The sequence below is a fragment of the Edaphobacter paludis genome (genome assembly GCF_039993895.1).
GTDB classification, from domain to species: Bacteria; Acidobacteriota; Terriglobia; order Terriglobales; family Acidobacteriaceae; genus Edaphobacter; species Edaphobacter paludis.
In genome coordinates this window covers 2951910-2968424 of sequence record NZ_CP121194.1, presented here as the reverse complement: position 1 = coordinate 2968424, position 16515 = coordinate 2951910, and the positions used below count along the sequence as shown (strand labels likewise).

The following is a 16515-nucleotide window of genomic DNA, read 5'->3' as shown; positions in this document are numbered from 1 at the left end:
AAAGAAAAGGCCCAGCATCGCTGCTGGGCCAACCGGAGAACCTTGCTTCGAAAAACCTACCCGCGCAGCGCCATCTGCTCGGTGACAATCTGCGTCAAGTCCGGCTTCTTCAATCCATGCTCCTTCGCATTGAACTCATCCACCTTGCTCGACCAGTTCATACTGCAGAACTTCGGCCCACACATGCTGCAGAAAGCCGCTTCCTTGTAGTAGTCATCCGGCAGTGTCTCATCGTGCATCCCACGCGCCGTATCCGGGTCAAGCGACAACGCAAACTGCTTGTCCCAATCAAACGTGTACCGCGCATGAGAGATCGCATCATCACGATCCCGCGCTCCGGGCCGATGCCGCGCAATATCCGCCGCATGAGCGGCAATCTTGTAAGCGATAATGCCGTCCTTCACGTCCTTCTCATTCGGCAGTCCCAGATGCTCCTTCGGAGTCACATAGCAAAGCATCGCCGCGCCATGCCATCCAATCATCGCCGCGCCAATCGCCGACGTAATGTGGTCATAGCCCGGAGCGATATCCGTCACCAGGGGCCCCAGCACATAGAACGGAGCGCCATCGCAAAGCTCCACTTCCTTGTCCACCTGCTCCTTGATCTTGTCCAGCGGCACATGCCCCGGCCCTTCGATCATCACCTGCACATCGCTCTTCCAAGCCTGCCGGGTCAACTCGCCCAGCGTCTTCAACTCAGCAAACTGCGCCTCGTCGCTGGCATCAGCCACGCAACCCGGCCGCAGCCCGTCTCCCAACGAATAGCTCACGTCATACTTCGCCATGATCTTCGTGATCCGGTCGAAGTTCTCATACAGGAAGTTTTGCTTGTGATGCGCCGTCATCCACTGCGCCATAATCGCGCCGCCACGGCTCACAATGCCGGTAATGCGCTTTGCCACCAGCGGAACGTACTGAATCAGCACACCGGCATGGATCGTGAAGTAGTCCACACCCTGCTGGGCCTGCTCCTCAATCACTTCGAGGTACAGGTCAATATTCAAATCTTCGAGCTTCTTCACCCGGCTCAAAGCCTCATACAGAGGAACCGTCCCAATCGGCACGGGCGAGTGCCGCAGAATCTGCTCCCGAATCATCGGAATATCGCCGCCCGTCGAAAGGTCCATCACCGTATCCGCGCCAAAATGCACGGCGGTATGCAGCTTCCGCAGCTCTTCATCCACATTCGACACCAGCGCCGAGTTGCCGATATTCGCATTGATCTTGCAAAGCGATTCCACTCCAATCGCCATCGGCTCCAGCTCAACATGGTTGATGTTGGCAGGGATAATCATCGTCCCCTTCGCAACTTCAGACCGCACCAGCTCCGCGGCAATCTTCTCCCGCTGGGCAACATAGGCCATCTCTTCGGTAATCAGCCCCTTGCGTGCAAAGTGCATCTGCGACATGTTCGTATCGCCCGTCCGCTCGGCCTCAGCCTTGCGCTTTACAATCCATTCCGCACGCCCCGTCGGCACCTTGTATCCATTGCCGTTCGCGCTATTCCCGTTTTCATGAGTGCTCATTGTTTTCCCCAGTTCGTACCAGTGTTATCGAGTAAGTATACGCCGCGTCTCGCCCTCCCACTACCGCCGGAACACAGCCCCATGCGCCATCTGCGCGACCTATTCCCTGACCCCTCCCTTGGGAAACCACCCCGTATCCCAACCTCGCATCCTAACCAATAGAAGCACGACCGTGAGTTCTTCCGGCAATGCACGTTTAGCCGAGCTCATCCAGGCACGAGCAAGTCACCATATCAATCCGCGCGCAGTCGGTGCAAAACCGCGCCCGCAAACATCCGAAGGAGCACACCATGAAATTATTCTCAGCGAATATCGAAGACCTACGCACTCTCTACACAGATACCCTCGAGAAAGCCCTGGACATGGAACAGAAGATCGTCAAGGCCCTTCCCACCATGATCGAAAAATCAACCGACACCGAACTCGCCACCGCATTCCGCAATCACCTCGAACAGACCAAGGGCCACGTCACCAAAGTCGAAGGACTCCTGCGCAAGGCCACTGGCGAAGCCAGCACCTCCACCTGTAAAGTCATCTCCAGCCTCGTCGCTTCGGCTGAAGACAGCATCAAGGATGCTAAAGACACCGGCATCCGCGACATATCCCTCATCGCCTCCGGCCAGCAGGTCGAGCATCACGAGATCGCCGTCTACGGAACTCTCCGCACATGGGCTGGCCTCCTCGGCCAGCGCGACGACATGGCCGTGCTCGAATCCATCCTTAAGGAAGAAGAAGCCGCCGACCACCTCCTCACCCAGATCGCCGGACACGTCAACCAGCAAGTGGCAGCCTGAGCCATCTCCTTTTTACCGGGCAGCCCACAGTCCACCGTGGGCTGTTTTTTTTGTGATGAGCGCTTTCTGAAATCAAGGCACTCTACCCAAACCGCATCCAAAGCCGTAGACTTATCGCAGAAGCCATGTCTACTGCCCAGAAAAGCCCGATCAAGATCGTTATCGCCGCGGTCATTATCATGGCCACGATGGGTTACCTCGCCTACACTGGCGTCCAGGACAACAAGAGTTACTACGTCACCATCGGCGAGTTGCAGGCTATGGGCAACAAAGCCTACGTCCGCCATCTCCGCGTCGCAGGCAACGTAGCTCCAGGCAGCATCCATCGCAGCGGCACCTACGTCGACTTCTCTCTCCTCGAGCAGAACCGCACCCTCAAGGTCAGCTACAAAGGCGTCGAGCCTCCGCCCGATACCTTCAAGGACGACGCTCAAGCCCTCGCCGTAGGCACCTACGGACACGACGGCGTCTTCCACGCCACGCAGCTTCAGGCCAAATGCGCCTCCAAGTACGCTCCGGCCAAACCCGCCACAACCACCACCGCAGCCGCCCTCCCCGCCGACTTCAAAAAATAAATGGAGAAGTCAGCCAAGCCGGCCAACGGCGCACCTAGCCCCATCGCCGCCGAACTACAATCCGTCTCAAAGATCTACGGCACCTTCGCTGCCCTCCGCAACGTCACCGCAAGCTTCGCCTCCGGCACCTGCACCGTCATCGTCGGCGAAAACGGAGCCGGCAAATCAACTCTACTGCGCGTCATCGCCGGCCTCATCACTCCCACCCGCGGCACCGCGCAAGTCTTCGCTGAGTCTCCACAGCACCAGCGTCGCCGCATGGCCTATATGAGCCACTCGACCATGCTCTACGACGAGCTCACCGCCATGGAGAACCTCAACTACTTCGCCTCCCTCTACCGCGACGGCAGCTGCGCCTGCGTAGGCAGTCCCGAGATGGCCCTCCGCGCCGTGGGCCTCGACCCCGCGCTCACCCGCCCCGTCGGCCAGTACTCCCAAGGCATGCGTCAGCGCGCCTCGCTCGCCCGCGTCCTCCAGACCGACCCCGAACTCCTCCTCCTCGACGAGCCCTTCTCCAACCTCGACGTAGCCTCCGCCCATCACATGGTCGAGCTGCTCGCCGACTTCCGCACCTGGCCCGTCGCCGGGGGAGGAAAACGCACCATCCTGCTCACCACTCATCAGGCCCATCTCGCCGACCCCATAGCAGACACCACACTCAGCATGCGCAACGGCCAAATCGTTCAGCCGGAGACCGCCGCCCAGTGAAGCCCCCTGCCAAAACCAACGCCGCCCGCCTCCTCGACAGTCTCGGAATCACCTACGAACTGCGCGCCTACGAGGTAGATCCCGACGACCTCACCGCCATCTCGGTCGCCCGCAAGATCGGCCTCCCTCCCGAGCAGGTCTTCAAGACCCTCCTAGCCGAGACCAATACAGGCGAGCACCTCTTCGCCGTTATCCCCGGAGACACCGAACTCGATCTGAAAAAGCTGGCCAATGCCGCCAGCGCAAAGAAGGCCGAACTAGCCTCCCTCAAAGAAGTCGAGCCCCTCACCGGCTACATCCGTGGAGGAGTTACCGTCATGGCCGCCCGCAAGCCCTTCCCCGCCTACGCCGACGAGACCATCGAACTTCACGACCTCATCTCCGTCTCTGCCGGACAACGTGGCCTGCAACTCCTCCTCTCCCCCGCCGACTACCTCCGCGCAGCCAACGCTACCCTGGCCGATCTGACAAAATGAAATATATCGGCCACGTCCTCGCCCACCTGCGCAAAGACCTCCGCATCGAATGGCGCTCCCGCGACTCCATCAACGGAATGCTCTTCTTCTCGCTGCTCGTAGTCGTCGTCTTCTCGCTCGCCTTCGACCCCACCGCCGCCGTCTCCCGCCAGATCTCCGGCGGCATTCTCTGGGTGGCACTCCTCTTCGCCACCGTCACCGCGCTCAATCAGGCATGGACCCGCGAGCAGAACCACCAAGTCCTCGAAGCCCAGCGCATGGCCCCCGCCCCGGCCTCGGCCCTCTTCCTCGGCAAAGCCATCGCCAACATGCTCTTCGTCCTCGTTGTCGAGGCGATCCTGGCTCCGGTCTTCATCGTCTTCTACAACCTGCATGTCCTCGGCAACGCCTGGCTGCTCGCGCTGATCCTTCCCCTCGGCACCTGGGCCCTGGTCGTCAACGGAACCTTCTTCGCCGTCCTCGGCCTGCGTACCCGCAACCGCGAACTTCTCCTCCCCCTGCTGCTTCTCCCCATCTCCCTCCCGGCGTTACTCGGAATGGTCGAAGCCACCACCGGAGTCCTCACCGCGCAGCTCGATCCTCTCGAGATCAACACCTGGATCACCCAGCTTGCCGGATACGACCTGGTCTTCACCATCATCTGCATCCTCCTCTTCGACACCGTCCTCAACGCCGAATAGCGCCAATTCACTGGGAACACAAATCCACGTCATCTCGACCGGACCCTGAGCGAAGTCGAATGGGGCAGTGGAGAAGACCCCTGTATTTGCCTTTCGCTTGCCCCGGCAAGACCTCCTATCGATGAAAACACTCTGGGCAAACGATTCGCGGTAAAATTATCCGCATAGTGTCCCGATCCTCCATTCTCCGCACCGTCGGCTGGCTCTGGTTCCTTGCCAGCCTGGTTGTCCTTGTCATCGGCTTCCGCGAGGCCATCTTCCTCGTGCCCACCGATGCGGCACAGGGAGATGCCGGGCGAATCTTCTACTATCACGTCCCCAGCTCGATGCTGAGCCTGATCTTCCCCTACATCAACTTCCTGGCCTCGCTCGCCTATCTCTACTGGCGCCGGCGCGACCCCCTCAAGGCCCTCACCTCCGACGCCCTCGCCCTTGCTGCCGCCGAAGTCACGGTCGTTTACGCCAGCATCTGTCTTATCACCGGCAGCATCTGGGGCCGCGCCACCTGGGGTATCTGGTGGACCTGGGACCCGCGCCTCACCAGCATGTTGCTGCTCTGGCTCCTCTACGTCAGCTACCTGATGCTCCGCCGCTTCTCCTCGAGCGGCCAAAGCCAGACCCTTGCGGCAGTCCTCTCCGTCTTCGCCGCAGTCGATGTCCCGATCGTCTACATGTCCATCCGCTGGTGGCGCACCCAGCATCCTGCTCCAGTCTTCGGTGGAGGCCCTGACTCTGGCATAGACCCCTCCATGATGCCCGCGTTCGTCTGGAACATCATTGCCTGGGCCATGTGGGGGATCTTCATCCTCGGCTTCCGCTTCGCCCTCGAGCGCCGCCGCCAGATAGCCGAGCAGGACGCAGCCCTCAGCGCCATAGAAGCCTCTCTGGAGCCCGCACAATGACCTGGCATTCCTTCTTCAACTTCAGCACCTTGGAACACCGGCACCTTCTCGGCGCATACGCCACGGTCCTGATCATTCAGGGCGGGTACTTCTTATGGGTTGCAAAGGAATGGTTGCGGACGAAGAACCCACGCGACTAAAAAGCAACGAAGCCACGAAACCGTAGCTTCGTTGTCCGAGAAAGAGTTGCAGATGATAGCGGAAAATCGCTGATACAGGTTTTCCGTATCTCTCATCTCAACCCCATTCTTGCAAGAAGGTTGCGCAAATATTCTTGTCTGCTCCTAGTCTCCCATCGGAGGGCCAGGCTAGATACAACTTCGGCCATAACCGAAAATCAATGCACCGAAGAGGCAGTCTCGTTCCGGCTTGGCTCAACCCCGATATCTGCAAAGCTCAGTAAATTCCAGTACAGGCCCGGCTCGCCGGGAACCGTGTAGCGCGAATGAATCTGGATCGTTTGAACAGTGGCAGGCACAATGAAGTCCCGGAATAAGGCTTGATCGCTTTCACCTGGCTCGAGAGTCAGTCTCTTCAATTGAAATTTCGGCCACGCCGTTTGCTTGTCCTTCTCCAGGATGGGATTAATCTGCAATATCTCCAGCACTCCAGGCTCAAGGTCAACTTTTACCTTTCCCACATTGGTAGCGCGCACGTCCACGCTGATGAGCGATTGGTCTGGATGTCCCGCAACAGAACGGTGCGTCACCGTTTGCTCAATCTTCACCTCCGGCTTCGTCGAGCGCTGCAGGACAAACCAGATTAGCCCCCCTGCGATCGCCAATACCGTCGCGACCGCCTGAATGATCTCCATCCATATCTTTACCTTGTCGATGCGTTCCGGGGACCTTTGCTGCACACTACCGGCATGCCCTGGAGAACGACCCTCGCGACGTTGCAGCCGTCTCACTTTGTATCCTGTTTGGGTGTCGGCGGCGTAGTTCCCACAGGAACGGGAGTTGTATTCTCAGCTCCGTCATCTCCGCTGGATTGCGCCGTATACGGCCTTGGAGATGCCGCTGCAGTGGCCGGAGCAGCAGGTGCCGGAGCAGCAGCTGCCGGCGCAGCAGCCGCGGGCGCTTTGTCGTACAGCATGGTTGATTTGTCGTGTTCGGATAATTTGGATCGCCGAGGAACTTCGTCCTGCGACGCCTTTCGATCCGCTTTCTTTTCAACCGCATTGGCGGCAGGCTTCGACGCATCAGACGATTGCGCCACAAGCCCACTTGAAGCACAGAGCAACATCAGGACGCATAATTTTCGAGTCGGATTCATATCCGCCTCCTCTGTAACGCAGCGCATCATATCACGCAGTGCAGCATAGTGAACGAGACACAGCGCGATAAAAGTCAGATTTTTCTGTGCCGTGAAAGTCTTCTGCATTTTCCCCTCCAATCACACGCCCGTCCTTCCAGCCCCAACGGAGAAACTGCCGCTCACCCTTGCCTCCGCCAATCCTCCCCCGATAGACTCGCAACAGTGCCAACCCCCCGCCGTTTCCAACTCTCATCCCGTTGTCTCGCCGTAGCCGCCATCGCGCTCCTCGCCGCCTGCTCCGGCTGCCGCCGCAACGGCTTCCCCGACGTCCCTGCCGGATACCACGAGTTCGCTTACGTCAGCAACGGCGGCTCCAACACCGTCACCGTGCTCGACCTCGTCTATCTCCGCCAGGACCGCACCCTCCGCGTCGGCGACGGCCCCACCGGCCTCGCCGTCAACCCCGTCCGCAACGAGGTCTACGTCGTCAACACCAAGTCCGACAGCGTCTCCGTCATCGACGCCGAAACCAACCTCGTCGTAGCCACTATCCCCGTCCATCGTCAGCCATACTTCATCAGCGTCGACGACACCGGCCACCGCGCCTACGTCGCCAACTCCGGCTCCAACACCGTCAGCGTCATCGACCTCGACCAGCGCCGCGAGATCGCCCTCGCCGGCACCGGCGAGCAGCCCGGCCTCGCCCGCATCTCGCCCGACAACCGCACCCTCCTCGTCACCAACCGCGGCAGCGGCAGCGTATCTATTTACGATGTCGCGCCTTATGAGAAATCTCCCGCCGACCGCACCCACATCCTCCACTTCCGCTCCACATTCAACGGTTGTCCCGGAGCCACCGACGCTGTCATCCTACCCGACTCCTCCAAGGCCTTCGTCGCCTGCTCCGGAGGCCATCAGGTCATGGCCGTCAGCCTCGCCGCCGCCCCCGGCTCCTGGAACGCAAAGCAGAACCCGTCCCTGCTCACCGATCATCTGCTCACCCTGCTCGACGTCGGCGACACCCCCGTCAACCTCGCCCTCAAGCCCGACGGCGGCGAGATCTTCGTCTCCAACTTCGACTCCGACAGCATCTCCGAGATCGACACCTGGAACAACCAGGTCGGCTGGACCCAGGCCATCGGCAACAAGCCCACCCACGGCATCGTCAGCCGCGACAACAGCTCCCTCTGGGTCTCCAACTTCGGCGCCGACTCCCTCAGCCTCTACAGCATCGACGACGGTCGCGTTGCCAGCAGCGTCCACACCGGCTCCGAGCCCGACGCCCTTGCTTTCTCCGCCGACGAGCATCTCCTCCTCGCCGCCGATGCCCACTCCGGCGACGTCTCCGTCATCCGCACCCAGGACAAGACCGGCCCCACCCTCTTCACCATTCTCCCCGCCGGAAGCATGCCCAACGCCATCGTCACCAAAGCCTTCAAACTAAAACCCTGACGCAGTATCCCGAGAGTTGGGGCAGAACGCACATTTCGAAAAAGAGTTTTTCTTTTTGGTTGTCATTCCGCAGGCGAAGCAGAGGAATCTGCGTTTGGACTACCTATCCCCGCCGGAAACTGCTCGGAGGCCTTACACCCAAGCAAAAACCTGTCAAGCTCGGAAACCATATAACTAAAAGAAAACAAACCAAATATCGATTGCAAAACAGTTCCACCCAATTCGCTACAATTAGGTGCTTTACGTCCTTTCGGGAGTGCTTCGGAGACTCCCATCCGCGCAGCTTCAGCTCTCCACCCTGCTCATAAGCCACGAACCAGTGTGTAGTGGCCTCCTGCTTTTCCGCTCCGCACATATCGCAATTGATCGCCTGCCGGATCATCTCTTTGTCTCCCTGAAGCTGCCGTTTGAGGTTGTACGTTGCGGCACAATGCTTTCATCGGCGGAGATGAGAGATGGACAAAAAAAGAGTGATTCAAGGGGCAGGGCTATGAGGTTGCGGGAGAGAACTCTTTTGACGATGGTTCCTTCAGGTTTGAACTTTGCATTGCGGCTCTCGTATACCATGCTGATACTTATCGAATGCCTATGGATATGACTCGACCCCGCACCGATCTGCGCTCTGTTCTCTGGCTTTGCCTCGCATTCGCGGGGATAAAGCTTGCCATTCAGATTGTCGGTAATATTCTGGCGCAACATGCGGGCTACGGGATCTTTCGTGACGAATTGTATTACCTTGTCTGCGGACAGCGCCTTGCGTTTGGCTATGTCGACCAGCCTCCGCTGGTGGCGCTGCAGGCTCGGCTGACGGAGCTGCTCTTCGGCCACGACCATATGTGGTCGCTACGGCTTTTGTCCGCGCTTGCCGGAGCAGCCAAAGTATTTCTTACCGGCCTGCTAGCTTGGGCGCTCGGCGGTAGCCGGCGAGCGGCTGCGCTGGCCATGCTGGGTGTGCTCAGTGCGGGAGTCTATCTCGGCATCGACGGCTTCCTTTCGATGAACTCCTTCGACCCGGTGTTTTGGATGCTTTGCGTGCTTGCACTGATTCGCATTACGCAGGCGGGGTCGGAGAAAGAAATTCGTAACTGGTGGCTGGTCTTTGGCGCAAGTGCGGGACTCTCGTTTGAGAACAAGGATTCCGTTGCCTTCTTTCTGATCGCCATGCTGGTGGCCCTTTTGCTTACACCGCAGCGGCGCATCTTGGCCAGCCGGTGGATGGCGGCAGCGCTTGGGATCATGCTGCTGATTGCGCTGCCTAACTTCCTCTGGCAGGCGACACATCATTTTCCGACGATAGAGTTCCTGCACAATGTTCAGGTCTCGGGAAAGAATACGAAACTTCCGCCGTTACAATTTATTTTGCAGCAGATCATGATGCTTACACCGCAAAATGTGTTGTTGTGGGGCACGGGTGTTCTTTGGCTGCTGTTAGCACGCGCGGCGCGACCGGTGCGGTTTCTGGGCTTCTTCTTCCTGGTCTTCTTTGGACTGATGCTCACGCTGCATGGCAAAGACTATTATCTTGCGCCTGCTTATCCTGTTTTCTTTGCCGCGGGTGCGGTGGCGTGGATGGTATGGGCCGCACAGAAGGCGTGGCGCAATGCGGTGGTGCTTGTCTTTGTTGCCGTAGAAGTGATTGGTCTCTTCGTATTTCTTCCGTTTTCTATACCCGTGCTGCCGCCGATGCAATATCTTGCCTATGCCAAGAAGCTGCACTATCGCTCTGCGAATTCGGAGACGCAGGAAGAAGAGCCGCTGCTGCCGCAGTTTTATGCGGACCGCTTTGGGTGGAGCGATCTTGTTGAAGAGGTAGCGCGCGTCTACCACTCGCTGCCGCCGCAGGAGCAGGCTGTGACCGGCATTTATGCGCAGAACTATGGAGAAGCAGGGGCCATCGATATTCTTGGACGCCAATACGATTTGCCGATGAGCATCAGCGGACACCAGAACTATTGGCTGTGGGGCCCGCGAGGCTATACCGGCAAAGAGATGATTCTCATCTCCAGCGCAAGCGTCGATGAGGCACAGCAGGTCTATACCTCCTGCAAGGTTGCAGGTAAAGTCGACAATCCTCTCTCGATGCCTTACGAGCGCAGACGCATTCTTCTTTGTTACGGCAGAAAAACAACCTATCAGTCGGACTGGAAGAACCAGAAGCACTATCACTGACGAAAAAGCAGCCTGGGTCGCTTCGTAGATTGAGCGGCGTCGTCTTTATTTGTACGGCACGGCGAATCTAGTTAATTTGGACCGTAGTGTTGAGCTTGATGTCGGCCGAGGAGTCGCCGACCATGAGTTTGACCGGTTCGGATTCGACGTCGAACTTTGATTGCTTCTCATTCCAGTAAGCGAGATTTGCAGCTTCGAGCGGGATCTGGATGGTCTTGGTTTCGTTGGGCTGCAGGGTGACGCGCTGGAAGCCCTTTAGTTCCTCGCGGGGACGTTCGACCTTTGATTTCAGATGTTGCACGTAGAGTTGGACGACCTCGTCTCCGGTACGCGTGCCCGTGTTGGTGACGTCGACCGAGACGGTAATGTGGCCATCTTTTGTGACGTGTGTGGCGCTGGGCTTGAGGTTCGAGAATTTGAAGGTGGTGTAGCTCAGACCATAGCCGAAGGGATAGAGCGGCTCCCCTTTGAAGTACATGTAGGTGCGCCCATCGCGGATGTTGTAGTCCATCATCGCGGGGAGTTGGTCTACGGATTTAGGCCAGGTGGTGACGAGATGGCCGCCGGGGTTGTAGTCGCCGAAGAGGACCTTCGCGATGGCTGTGCCCTCGTCCTGCGAGGAGTGCGCCATGTGGAGGATGGCGGGAACGTTGGCCTGGGTCCAGTTGATTGCGAACGGGAAACTGGAGACAAGAACAACGATAGTGTGCGGGTTGACTTCGTAGACCTGCTTGACGAGTTGCTCCTGCTGACCGAGGTCGATGCTGTCGCGGTCGCGGCCTTCGCGTCCGTTGCTGGGGACAGTGCAGGGCAACGTGCCGTTGCCGGTCCAGTCGTGGGCCATGTCGGGGCCGCAGGTGGGGTCGTTGCCGACGACGACTACGGCAACCTCAGCTTTGCGTGCAGCATTGACGGCGGCGTTGTTGGTTTCGTCGGCAGCGTAGATGACTTTGGTCTGAGGGCCGACGATCTTCTGGATGCCTTCGAGTGGCGTGACGGTGTAGGGAGGCGTGCCTCCATACCAATCCCAGTGAACAGAGTTAGCGAGCGGGCCGATGACGGCAATGGACTTGAGGGTCTGCTTATTAAGCGGGAGAGTGGCGCTTTCGTTCTTGAGGAGAACTACCGATTCCAGCGCGATCTTTTGGGAGACCGACGTGTCCGCTTCAGTGGTCCAGGGCTCGGGTGAGTCCTTCACGTTTGAGTAGGGAACCATCGATGGCGGATCGAGCAGGCCAAGCTTGAGAGTGATGCGGAACTTGGGGCGCAGAAGTTCGTCGAGATCGGCGGTGGTGATGGAGCCATCTTTGAGCGCGGCACGGGTCTCGTATTTGTAGGTGTCGAGGAACTGATTGATACCGGCCTTGAGGCAGGCTACGACGGCGGCTTGCTGGTTGGGATAGGTCTTGGAGTCTTTGACGAGGGCTTTAACTGCACCGCCGTCACTGGAGAGGATGTCTACACCCCATTGTTTAACGACGATGTTTTTGAGGACCGGATTGACGGCCATGTGAGTGCCGTTCCAGGCGTTGTAGGAGGCCATGACGGCTTTGGCTCCGCCGTCGAGAAAGCCCATGCGGAAGGGGACGGAGTAGTACTCCCAGAAGAGCCGGTCGTCGAAGTTGGAGGAGGTTTTGGTGCGGTCCTTCTCGTTGCTGTTGGCGAGGAAGTGCTTGAGCAGCGAGGCGGCCTGCCAGTAATGGGGGTCGTCGCCCTGAAGGCCGTGGACAAAGGCGGTGACCATGGTTCCATTGAAGAAAGGATCTTCGCCGTAGACCTCTTCGCTGCGACCCCAGCGTGGATCGCGGGCGAGGTCGGCCTGCGGACCCCAGAGCATGAGGATGGGGTGATGATATTTTGCGGTCTGCGAGATGAAGCGCGCCTCGTGACCTTCGACTCCAGCCGCCTGCCGGACGATCGCTGGGTCCCAGGTCTCACCCATGCCGGGAGGCTGCGGGAACTGCGTGGTGGGAATGGCCGCCTGGGCATATGGACCGCCAATGCGCTCGCGCTGAACAACACCGTGGATGCCCTCAGAGCTGCCAAAGCTGGGGATGCCGAGGCGCGGGACGGCGGTATCGGTGCTGAGGCAATCGATTTTTTCATCGGTGGTCATCAGCGAAAGAATGTTGTCGATGCGCTTTTCGGCAGGAAGTGAAGTGTCGCGGAATGGGTAAGGCTTCTGCTGCTGCGCGAAGGCTGGGACAAGCGTGACGGCGAGGATGCTGACGAAGATTCCGAGCGATTTCTTTTGCATGATGGTTTTGAGTTCCCGCTTCTACTACGAACGGAGCGCGGCGCGAGATTTAGATGCGACCGCCACGCCCATTCTTGAGAGCAACCCATGCTACCACTCGACGGGGAGCTAATTCGATTGAATGGCTGATTTTTATAGTTTTTTCTAAAGTTGCCCTGAGGGTACATCGCCGCTGCAGTTGCAGTTCTACGGCGATAAGGTGCCCAATCCATTACGCTACTGTCATGTGCGTGATCCTCAAATCTGTGTCTTCCAAACTCTTTGCTGCTGTCCTGATGGCAACAACGGCATCATCTCTGGCCGCGGCCGGTCCCGCGGATCGAGCTTCTTATGTGAATCCGCTGATCGGGACCGCCAATGGCGGCAATGTATTTCCTGGAGCGACGATGCCGTTTGGGATGGTGCAGTTCAGCCCCGAGGCGACGCCGGTCAACTTGAAGCGCATGATCGCCGCGCCCGGCGGCTATGAGTATCGCGCTGACAGGATACGAGGCTTCAGCCTGACTAATGTGGAGGGTTGGGGATGCGCGGGTGGCTCAGGCGATGTACCGTTGATGCCGATTACGGATGCAGTCGAGAAGTCGCCGTCTCTGGATTTTCGCCACGCTTATTCTGCGGCATTCAGCCATGCGGATGAAAAGGCAGAGCCGGGTTCCTATCGGGTGAAACTGGGCAATGGCGTGGAAGTCGACCTTGCCGCAGCGACGCGGATGGGCGTTGCGGCCTTCCGGTTTCCCGATGGCAAGCCGGCACGAGTGCTGGTGCGAACTTCTGATTCGGAGGTAGGGTCTACTGCGGCGCAGACCAGCATCGACACTGCGACTGAAACTGTTACAGGATCGGTGACCAGTGGCAACTTCTGCGGATACATCGGTACGGAAGATCGTCGCTCCTACTACACGCTCCATTTCGTGGCGCGGTTCGATCGGCCGGTGACGGAGACGGGTGCATGGAAAGATGACAAAGTGAGCTTGGGAGAAACGACAGCAGAAGGTGGCACGGGATTTGGGACGAAGGGATTCCCGGAGGCCGGTCACGGCTCTGGCGTGTGGTTGGGCTTTGGCACGGGCGGCGTGGTGCGAGTGCGGATTGGGATCTCCTATGTAAGCGAGGCGAATGCGAAGGCGAATCTCGATGCGGAGAGCCGCGGCGGCGCAACCTACGAACAGGTGGCCGCGCGGGCACGAGCAGCTTGGAATAAACGACTGAATCAGATCGAGATTGAAGGCGGTACGGAGGAGCAAAAAACCGTATTCACGACCGCTCTCTACCACGCCCTGATGACGCCAACCACTTACAGCGACGTGAACGGCGAGTATACGGGCATGGATGGCAAGGTCAACCGAGTGGCTGCGCCGCAGACCGTGCAGTATGCCAACTTTTCGGGATGGGATGTGTATCGATCACAGTTTCAATTGCTGACCTGGCTGGATGCGAAGCAAGGGAGCGATATTGCGCAGAGCCTGTACAACCAGTCGGTGCAGGATGGCGGACGATGGGATCGCTGGACCCACTTGGGCGGGGCGACGCATGTGATGAACGGCGACCCGGCAGCGGCAGCGGTGGCGGATATATGGGCGTTTGGCGGACGACGGTTTGATGCGAAGGCTGCGTTGGCTTCTTTGGTGCGGGCGGCCGACGTTCCGACCAAGGAAGATTTAAGCCACGACGGATGCCCGGTGGAGTGCGTGGGCCAGCGGCCTGGACTCGATCAGTGGTTGAAGCTGCACTACATCCCTGTTGGCGCTCCGGCGTGGGGACCGGCGGCTGACACGCTGGAGGATGTATCGGCGGAGTTTGGTATCTCGGCGCTGGCAGGACATCTTGGCGATGAAAGCGTGCGCCAGCGGTTCGCGGTGAGGGCGCAGTATTGGAAGAATATCTGGAACCCGAATGCCGCTCCGGACGGCGGTTACTTTATGAACCGCAATGCGGATGGAAGCTGGCCTGCCGTGCAGCAGGACGATGACGATGACAACGACCAGAAGCCGCATGCCTTTACACCAGCGACCGGCGCTGGATTTGTAGAGGGCAGCGCTGCGCAGTATGTGTGGATGGTGCCGTTCAACGTTGCCGGGCTGTTCGAACAGATGGGTGGCCGCGACAAGGCCGTCGCGCGGCTCGATCGGTTTTTCTATGACGACAAGGGAGCGCCGGCGGTGACCAAGTGCGGCCCGCTTCATGCGGAGCTGGATAATGAGCCGTCGATTGAGACGCCATGGCTCTATGACTTCGCCGGACAGCCCTGGAAGACGCAGCAACTGGTGCGACAGGTGCTCAACACGATATGGAAGAATGCGCCGAACGGCATTCCCGGTAACGACGATCTCGGAGAGATGTCGTCCTGGGCCGTATTTGCTTCGATGGGGATTTATCCCGAGATACCGGGCAGGGCTGAGCTTGTGCTCGGGAGCCCTGTCTTCTCAACAGCGATCATTCATCGAACCGAAGGAGATATTCGGATACTGTCCAAGTCCGCTGCGGCTGACAGGTTTTATATCCGTGGCATTCTGGTAAATGGAAAAGCCAGTTCAAAGACCTGGCTGCCGGAGAGCTTCGCGCTCAAAGGGGGAACGCTTGAATTCGATCTGGGTGATACACCGGATAAGAGCTGGGGCGTGAACCGCGGCGACGAGCCACCATCTTTCGGAGCCGAGTAAATAGCTATCTGTTGCGTCCATTTCCAAAAACCTAAAGCGAGATATGAACCAGCCAGGAAGGATACAGATCATGAGTACCGCAGCACACAGTAAAGGGCCGGATATGCGGGTGAGCTTTGCGGGGGTAGAGTTGCGTTCGCCAGTGATTGCGGCGAGCGGGACGTTCGGATATGGCATTGAGTTCGAGGAGATCGTTTCGCTCGACCGCATTGGCGCGTTTGTGACCAAGGGTCTGTCGCGGGAGCCGATGGCAGGCAATACCGCTCCGCGAATTATCGAGACCGCGGCAGGGATGATCAACGCGATTGGATTACAGAATATGGGGGTGCGTCCGTTTATCGCGGAGAAGCTGCCTAAGCTGCGGAAGCTCGCAGGCGTCGTGGTGATCGCGAATGTCTTCGGATTCACGATTGAGGATTGTCTCGAGGTGATCGGGGCCCTGAATGACGCCGAGGGCATCGCGATGTATGAGCTGAATGCGAGCTGCCCAAATACGAGCCATGGGGGGATGGTGTTTGGCACCGATCCTGCACTCCTGTATGAGCTGACGGCGCGTTGCAAGGCGGCGGCGAAACGGCCACTGATGGTGAAGCTGTCGCCAAATGTGACCAGCATTGGACAGATGGCCAAAATGGCAGAGGATGCCGGAGCGGATGCCGTCTCGCTGGTGAACACGTTTGTCTCGCTGGCCATCGATGTGGAGACGCGGAAACCAAGAATCGCCAACGTCACGGGCGGCCTTTCGGGGCCGGCGATCAAGCCGATTGCAGTGAGGATGGTGAATGAGGTTTCGCGGGCGGTGAAGATCCCGGTAGTGGGAATGGGCGGCATTGTGCGGGCGGAAGATGCGGTGGAGTTTATGCTGGCCGGGGCGACGGCGGTGCAGGTCGGCACCGCAAGCTATGCCGATCCGAGAGCGGTAGAAAACATTGCCAATGGGCTGAAACGCTGGTGCGCGGGGCATGGTATGGCGCAGGTGGCATCGTTGACTGGGGCGGCGCTGCTGTAATTTATCGGGGTTGCTCTTCTGTAACTTATGGCGGCGGGTCAAGCATAATA

At 58.8% G+C, this 16515-nt stretch carries 15 protein-coding genes; 11 read left to right on the top strand and 4 right to left on the bottom strand.

Going from position 1 to position 16515, the window contains the following annotated elements:
* Window positions 1-56: 56 nt before the first annotated feature.
* Entirely contained in the window at window positions 57-1526 is a 1470-nt protein-coding gene (gene thiC / locus P4G45_RS12335) for a phosphomethylpyrimidine synthase ThiC (protein ID WP_348266779.1), read from the bottom strand.
* Between the two features lie 290 nt (window positions 1527-1816).
* Here thiC and P4G45_RS12330 point away from each other — a divergent pair, with 290 nt between their 5' ends.
* The 7 genes from P4G45_RS12330 (at window position 1817) to P4G45_RS12300 (ending at window position 5801) form a co-directional block, all read left to right on the top strand.
* Complete coding sequence (locus P4G45_RS12330) at window positions 1817-2320, top strand: DUF892 family protein (RefSeq protein WP_348266778.1); 504 nt, start codon at window positions 1817-1819, stop codon at window positions 2318-2320.
* Between the two features lie 125 nt (window positions 2321-2445).
* On the top strand, window positions 2446-2895 hold the full coding sequence (locus P4G45_RS12325; RefSeq protein ID WP_348266777.1) for a cytochrome c maturation protein CcmE: 450 nt from the start codon (window positions 2446-2448) through the stop codon (window positions 2893-2895).
* Window positions 2896-3603, top strand: a complete 708-nt coding sequence (locus tag P4G45_RS12320; RefSeq protein WP_348266776.1) for an ABC transporter ATP-binding protein — start codon at window positions 2896-2898, stop codon at window positions 3601-3603.
* On the top strand, window positions 3600-4079 hold the full coding sequence (gene ybaK, locus P4G45_RS12315) for a Cys-tRNA(Pro) deacylase (RefSeq protein WP_348266775.1): 480 nt from the start codon (window positions 3600-3602) through the stop codon (window positions 4077-4079). Before P4G45_RS12320 ends, ybaK begins: the two co-directional genes overlap by 4 nt.
* Window positions 4076-4759, top strand: coding sequence for a heme exporter protein CcmB (locus P4G45_RS12310; RefSeq protein WP_348266774.1), 684 nt, complete (start codon window positions 4076-4078; stop codon window positions 4757-4759). Before ybaK ends, P4G45_RS12310 begins: the two co-directional genes overlap by 4 nt.
* A gap of 167 nt (window positions 4760-4926) precedes the next feature.
* The gene (gene ccsA / locus P4G45_RS12305; protein WP_348266773.1) at window positions 4927-5661 is read left to right on the top strand and encodes a cytochrome c biogenesis protein CcsA; all 735 of its coding nucleotides are present in this window, start codon (window positions 4927-4929) and stop codon (window positions 5659-5661) included.
* A complete protein-coding gene (locus P4G45_RS12300; RefSeq protein WP_348266772.1) occupies window positions 5658-5801 on the top strand; it encodes a hypothetical protein in 144 nt (47 codons plus the stop codon). The genes ccsA and P4G45_RS12300 overlap by 4 nt, the downstream gene beginning before the upstream one ends.
* A gap of 197 nt (window positions 5802-5998) precedes the next feature.
* Here the strand turns inward: P4G45_RS12300 and P4G45_RS12295 are convergent, their stop codons facing one another.
* Both P4G45_RS12295 and P4G45_RS12290 read right to left on the bottom strand, forming a co-directional pair.
* Window positions 5999-6520: a hypothetical protein gene (locus tag P4G45_RS12295; protein WP_348266771.1), complete on the bottom strand. Its 522-nt coding sequence runs from the start codon at window positions 6518-6520 to the stop codon at window positions 5999-6001.
* Between the two features lie 47 nt (window positions 6521-6567).
* The gene (locus P4G45_RS12290) at window positions 6568-7044 is read right to left on the bottom strand and encodes a hypothetical protein (RefSeq protein ID WP_348266770.1); all 477 of its coding nucleotides are present in this window, start codon (window positions 7042-7044) and stop codon (window positions 6568-6570) included.
* 96 nt (window positions 7045-7140) lie between these two features.
* On the opposite strand from P4G45_RS12290, the gene P4G45_RS12285 reads away from it, so the two are divergent.
* Both P4G45_RS12285 and P4G45_RS12280 read left to right on the top strand, forming a co-directional pair.
* Window positions 7141-8370, top strand: coding sequence for a YncE family protein (locus tag P4G45_RS12285; protein WP_348266769.1), 1230 nt, complete (start codon window positions 7141-7143; stop codon window positions 8368-8370).
* A 594-nt stretch (window positions 8371-8964) separates the two neighbouring features.
* Window positions 8965-10539, top strand: a complete 1575-nt coding sequence (locus tag P4G45_RS12280) for a glycosyltransferase family 39 protein (RefSeq protein WP_348266768.1) — start codon at window positions 8965-8967, stop codon at window positions 10537-10539.
* Between the two features lie 67 nt (window positions 10540-10606).
* Here P4G45_RS12280 and P4G45_RS12275 read toward each other — a convergent pair whose 3' ends face one another.
* Entirely contained in the window at window positions 10607-12796 is a 2190-nt protein-coding gene (locus P4G45_RS12275) for a glycoside hydrolase family 3 C-terminal domain-containing protein (protein ID WP_348266767.1), read from the bottom strand.
* Window positions 12797-13071: 275 nt separating this feature from the next.
* Here P4G45_RS12275 and P4G45_RS12270 point away from each other — a divergent pair, with 275 nt between their 5' ends.
* Both P4G45_RS12270 and P4G45_RS12265 read left to right on the top strand, forming a co-directional pair.
* On the top strand, window positions 13072-15456 hold the full coding sequence (locus tag P4G45_RS12270; RefSeq protein ID WP_348266766.1) for a GH92 family glycosyl hydrolase: 2385 nt from the start codon (window positions 13072-13074) through the stop codon (window positions 15454-15456).
* A 70-nt stretch (window positions 15457-15526) separates the two neighbouring features.
* Window positions 15527-16465 (top strand): dihydroorotate dehydrogenase, encoded by a 939-nt coding sequence (locus P4G45_RS12265; protein ID WP_348266765.1) that lies wholly within the window; start codon window positions 15527-15529, stop codon window positions 16463-16465.
* Window positions 16466-16515: the final 50 nt, after the last annotated feature.

What these genes read in the sequence shown, in the direction of transcription:
- P4G45_RS12280 (WP_348266768.1), top strand. Translation starts at nt 8,965, where the DNA reads ATGACTCGACCCCGCACCGATCTGCGCTCTGTTCTCTGGCTTTGCCTC.
- P4G45_RS12265 (WP_348266765.1), top strand. Translation starts at nt 15,527, where the DNA reads ATGAGTACCGCAGCACACAGTAAAGGGCCGGATATGCGGGTGAGCTTT.
- P4G45_RS12330 (WP_348266778.1), top strand. Translation starts at nt 1,817, where the DNA reads ATGAAATTATTCTCAGCGAATATCGAAGACCTACGCACTCTCTACACA.
- P4G45_RS12310 (WP_348266774.1), top strand. Translation starts at nt 4,076, where the DNA reads ATGAAATATATCGGCCACGTCCTCGCCCACCTGCGCAAAGACCTCCGC.
- P4G45_RS12275 (WP_348266767.1), bottom strand. Translation starts at nt 12,796, where the DNA reads ATGCAAAAGAAATCGCTCGGAATCTTCGTCAGCATCCTCGCCGTCACG.
- P4G45_RS12290 (WP_348266770.1), bottom strand. Translation starts at nt 7,044, where the DNA reads ATGCAGAAGACTTTCACGGCACAGAAAAATCTGACTTTTATCGCGCTG.
- P4G45_RS12300 (WP_348266772.1), top strand. Translation starts at nt 5,658, where the DNA reads ATGACCTGGCATTCCTTCTTCAACTTCAGCACCTTGGAACACCGGCAC.
- P4G45_RS12325 (WP_348266777.1), top strand. Translation starts at nt 2,446, where the DNA reads ATGTCTACTGCCCAGAAAAGCCCGATCAAGATCGTTATCGCCGCGGTC.
- thiC (WP_348266779.1), bottom strand. Translation starts at nt 1,526, where the DNA reads ATGAGCACTCATGAAAACGGGAATAGCGCGAACGGCAATGGATACAAG.
- P4G45_RS12320 (WP_348266776.1), top strand. Translation starts at nt 2,896, where the DNA reads ATGGAGAAGTCAGCCAAGCCGGCCAACGGCGCACCTAGCCCCATCGCC.
- P4G45_RS12270 (WP_348266766.1), top strand. Translation starts at nt 13,072, where the DNA reads ATGGCAACAACGGCATCATCTCTGGCCGCGGCCGGTCCCGCGGATCGA.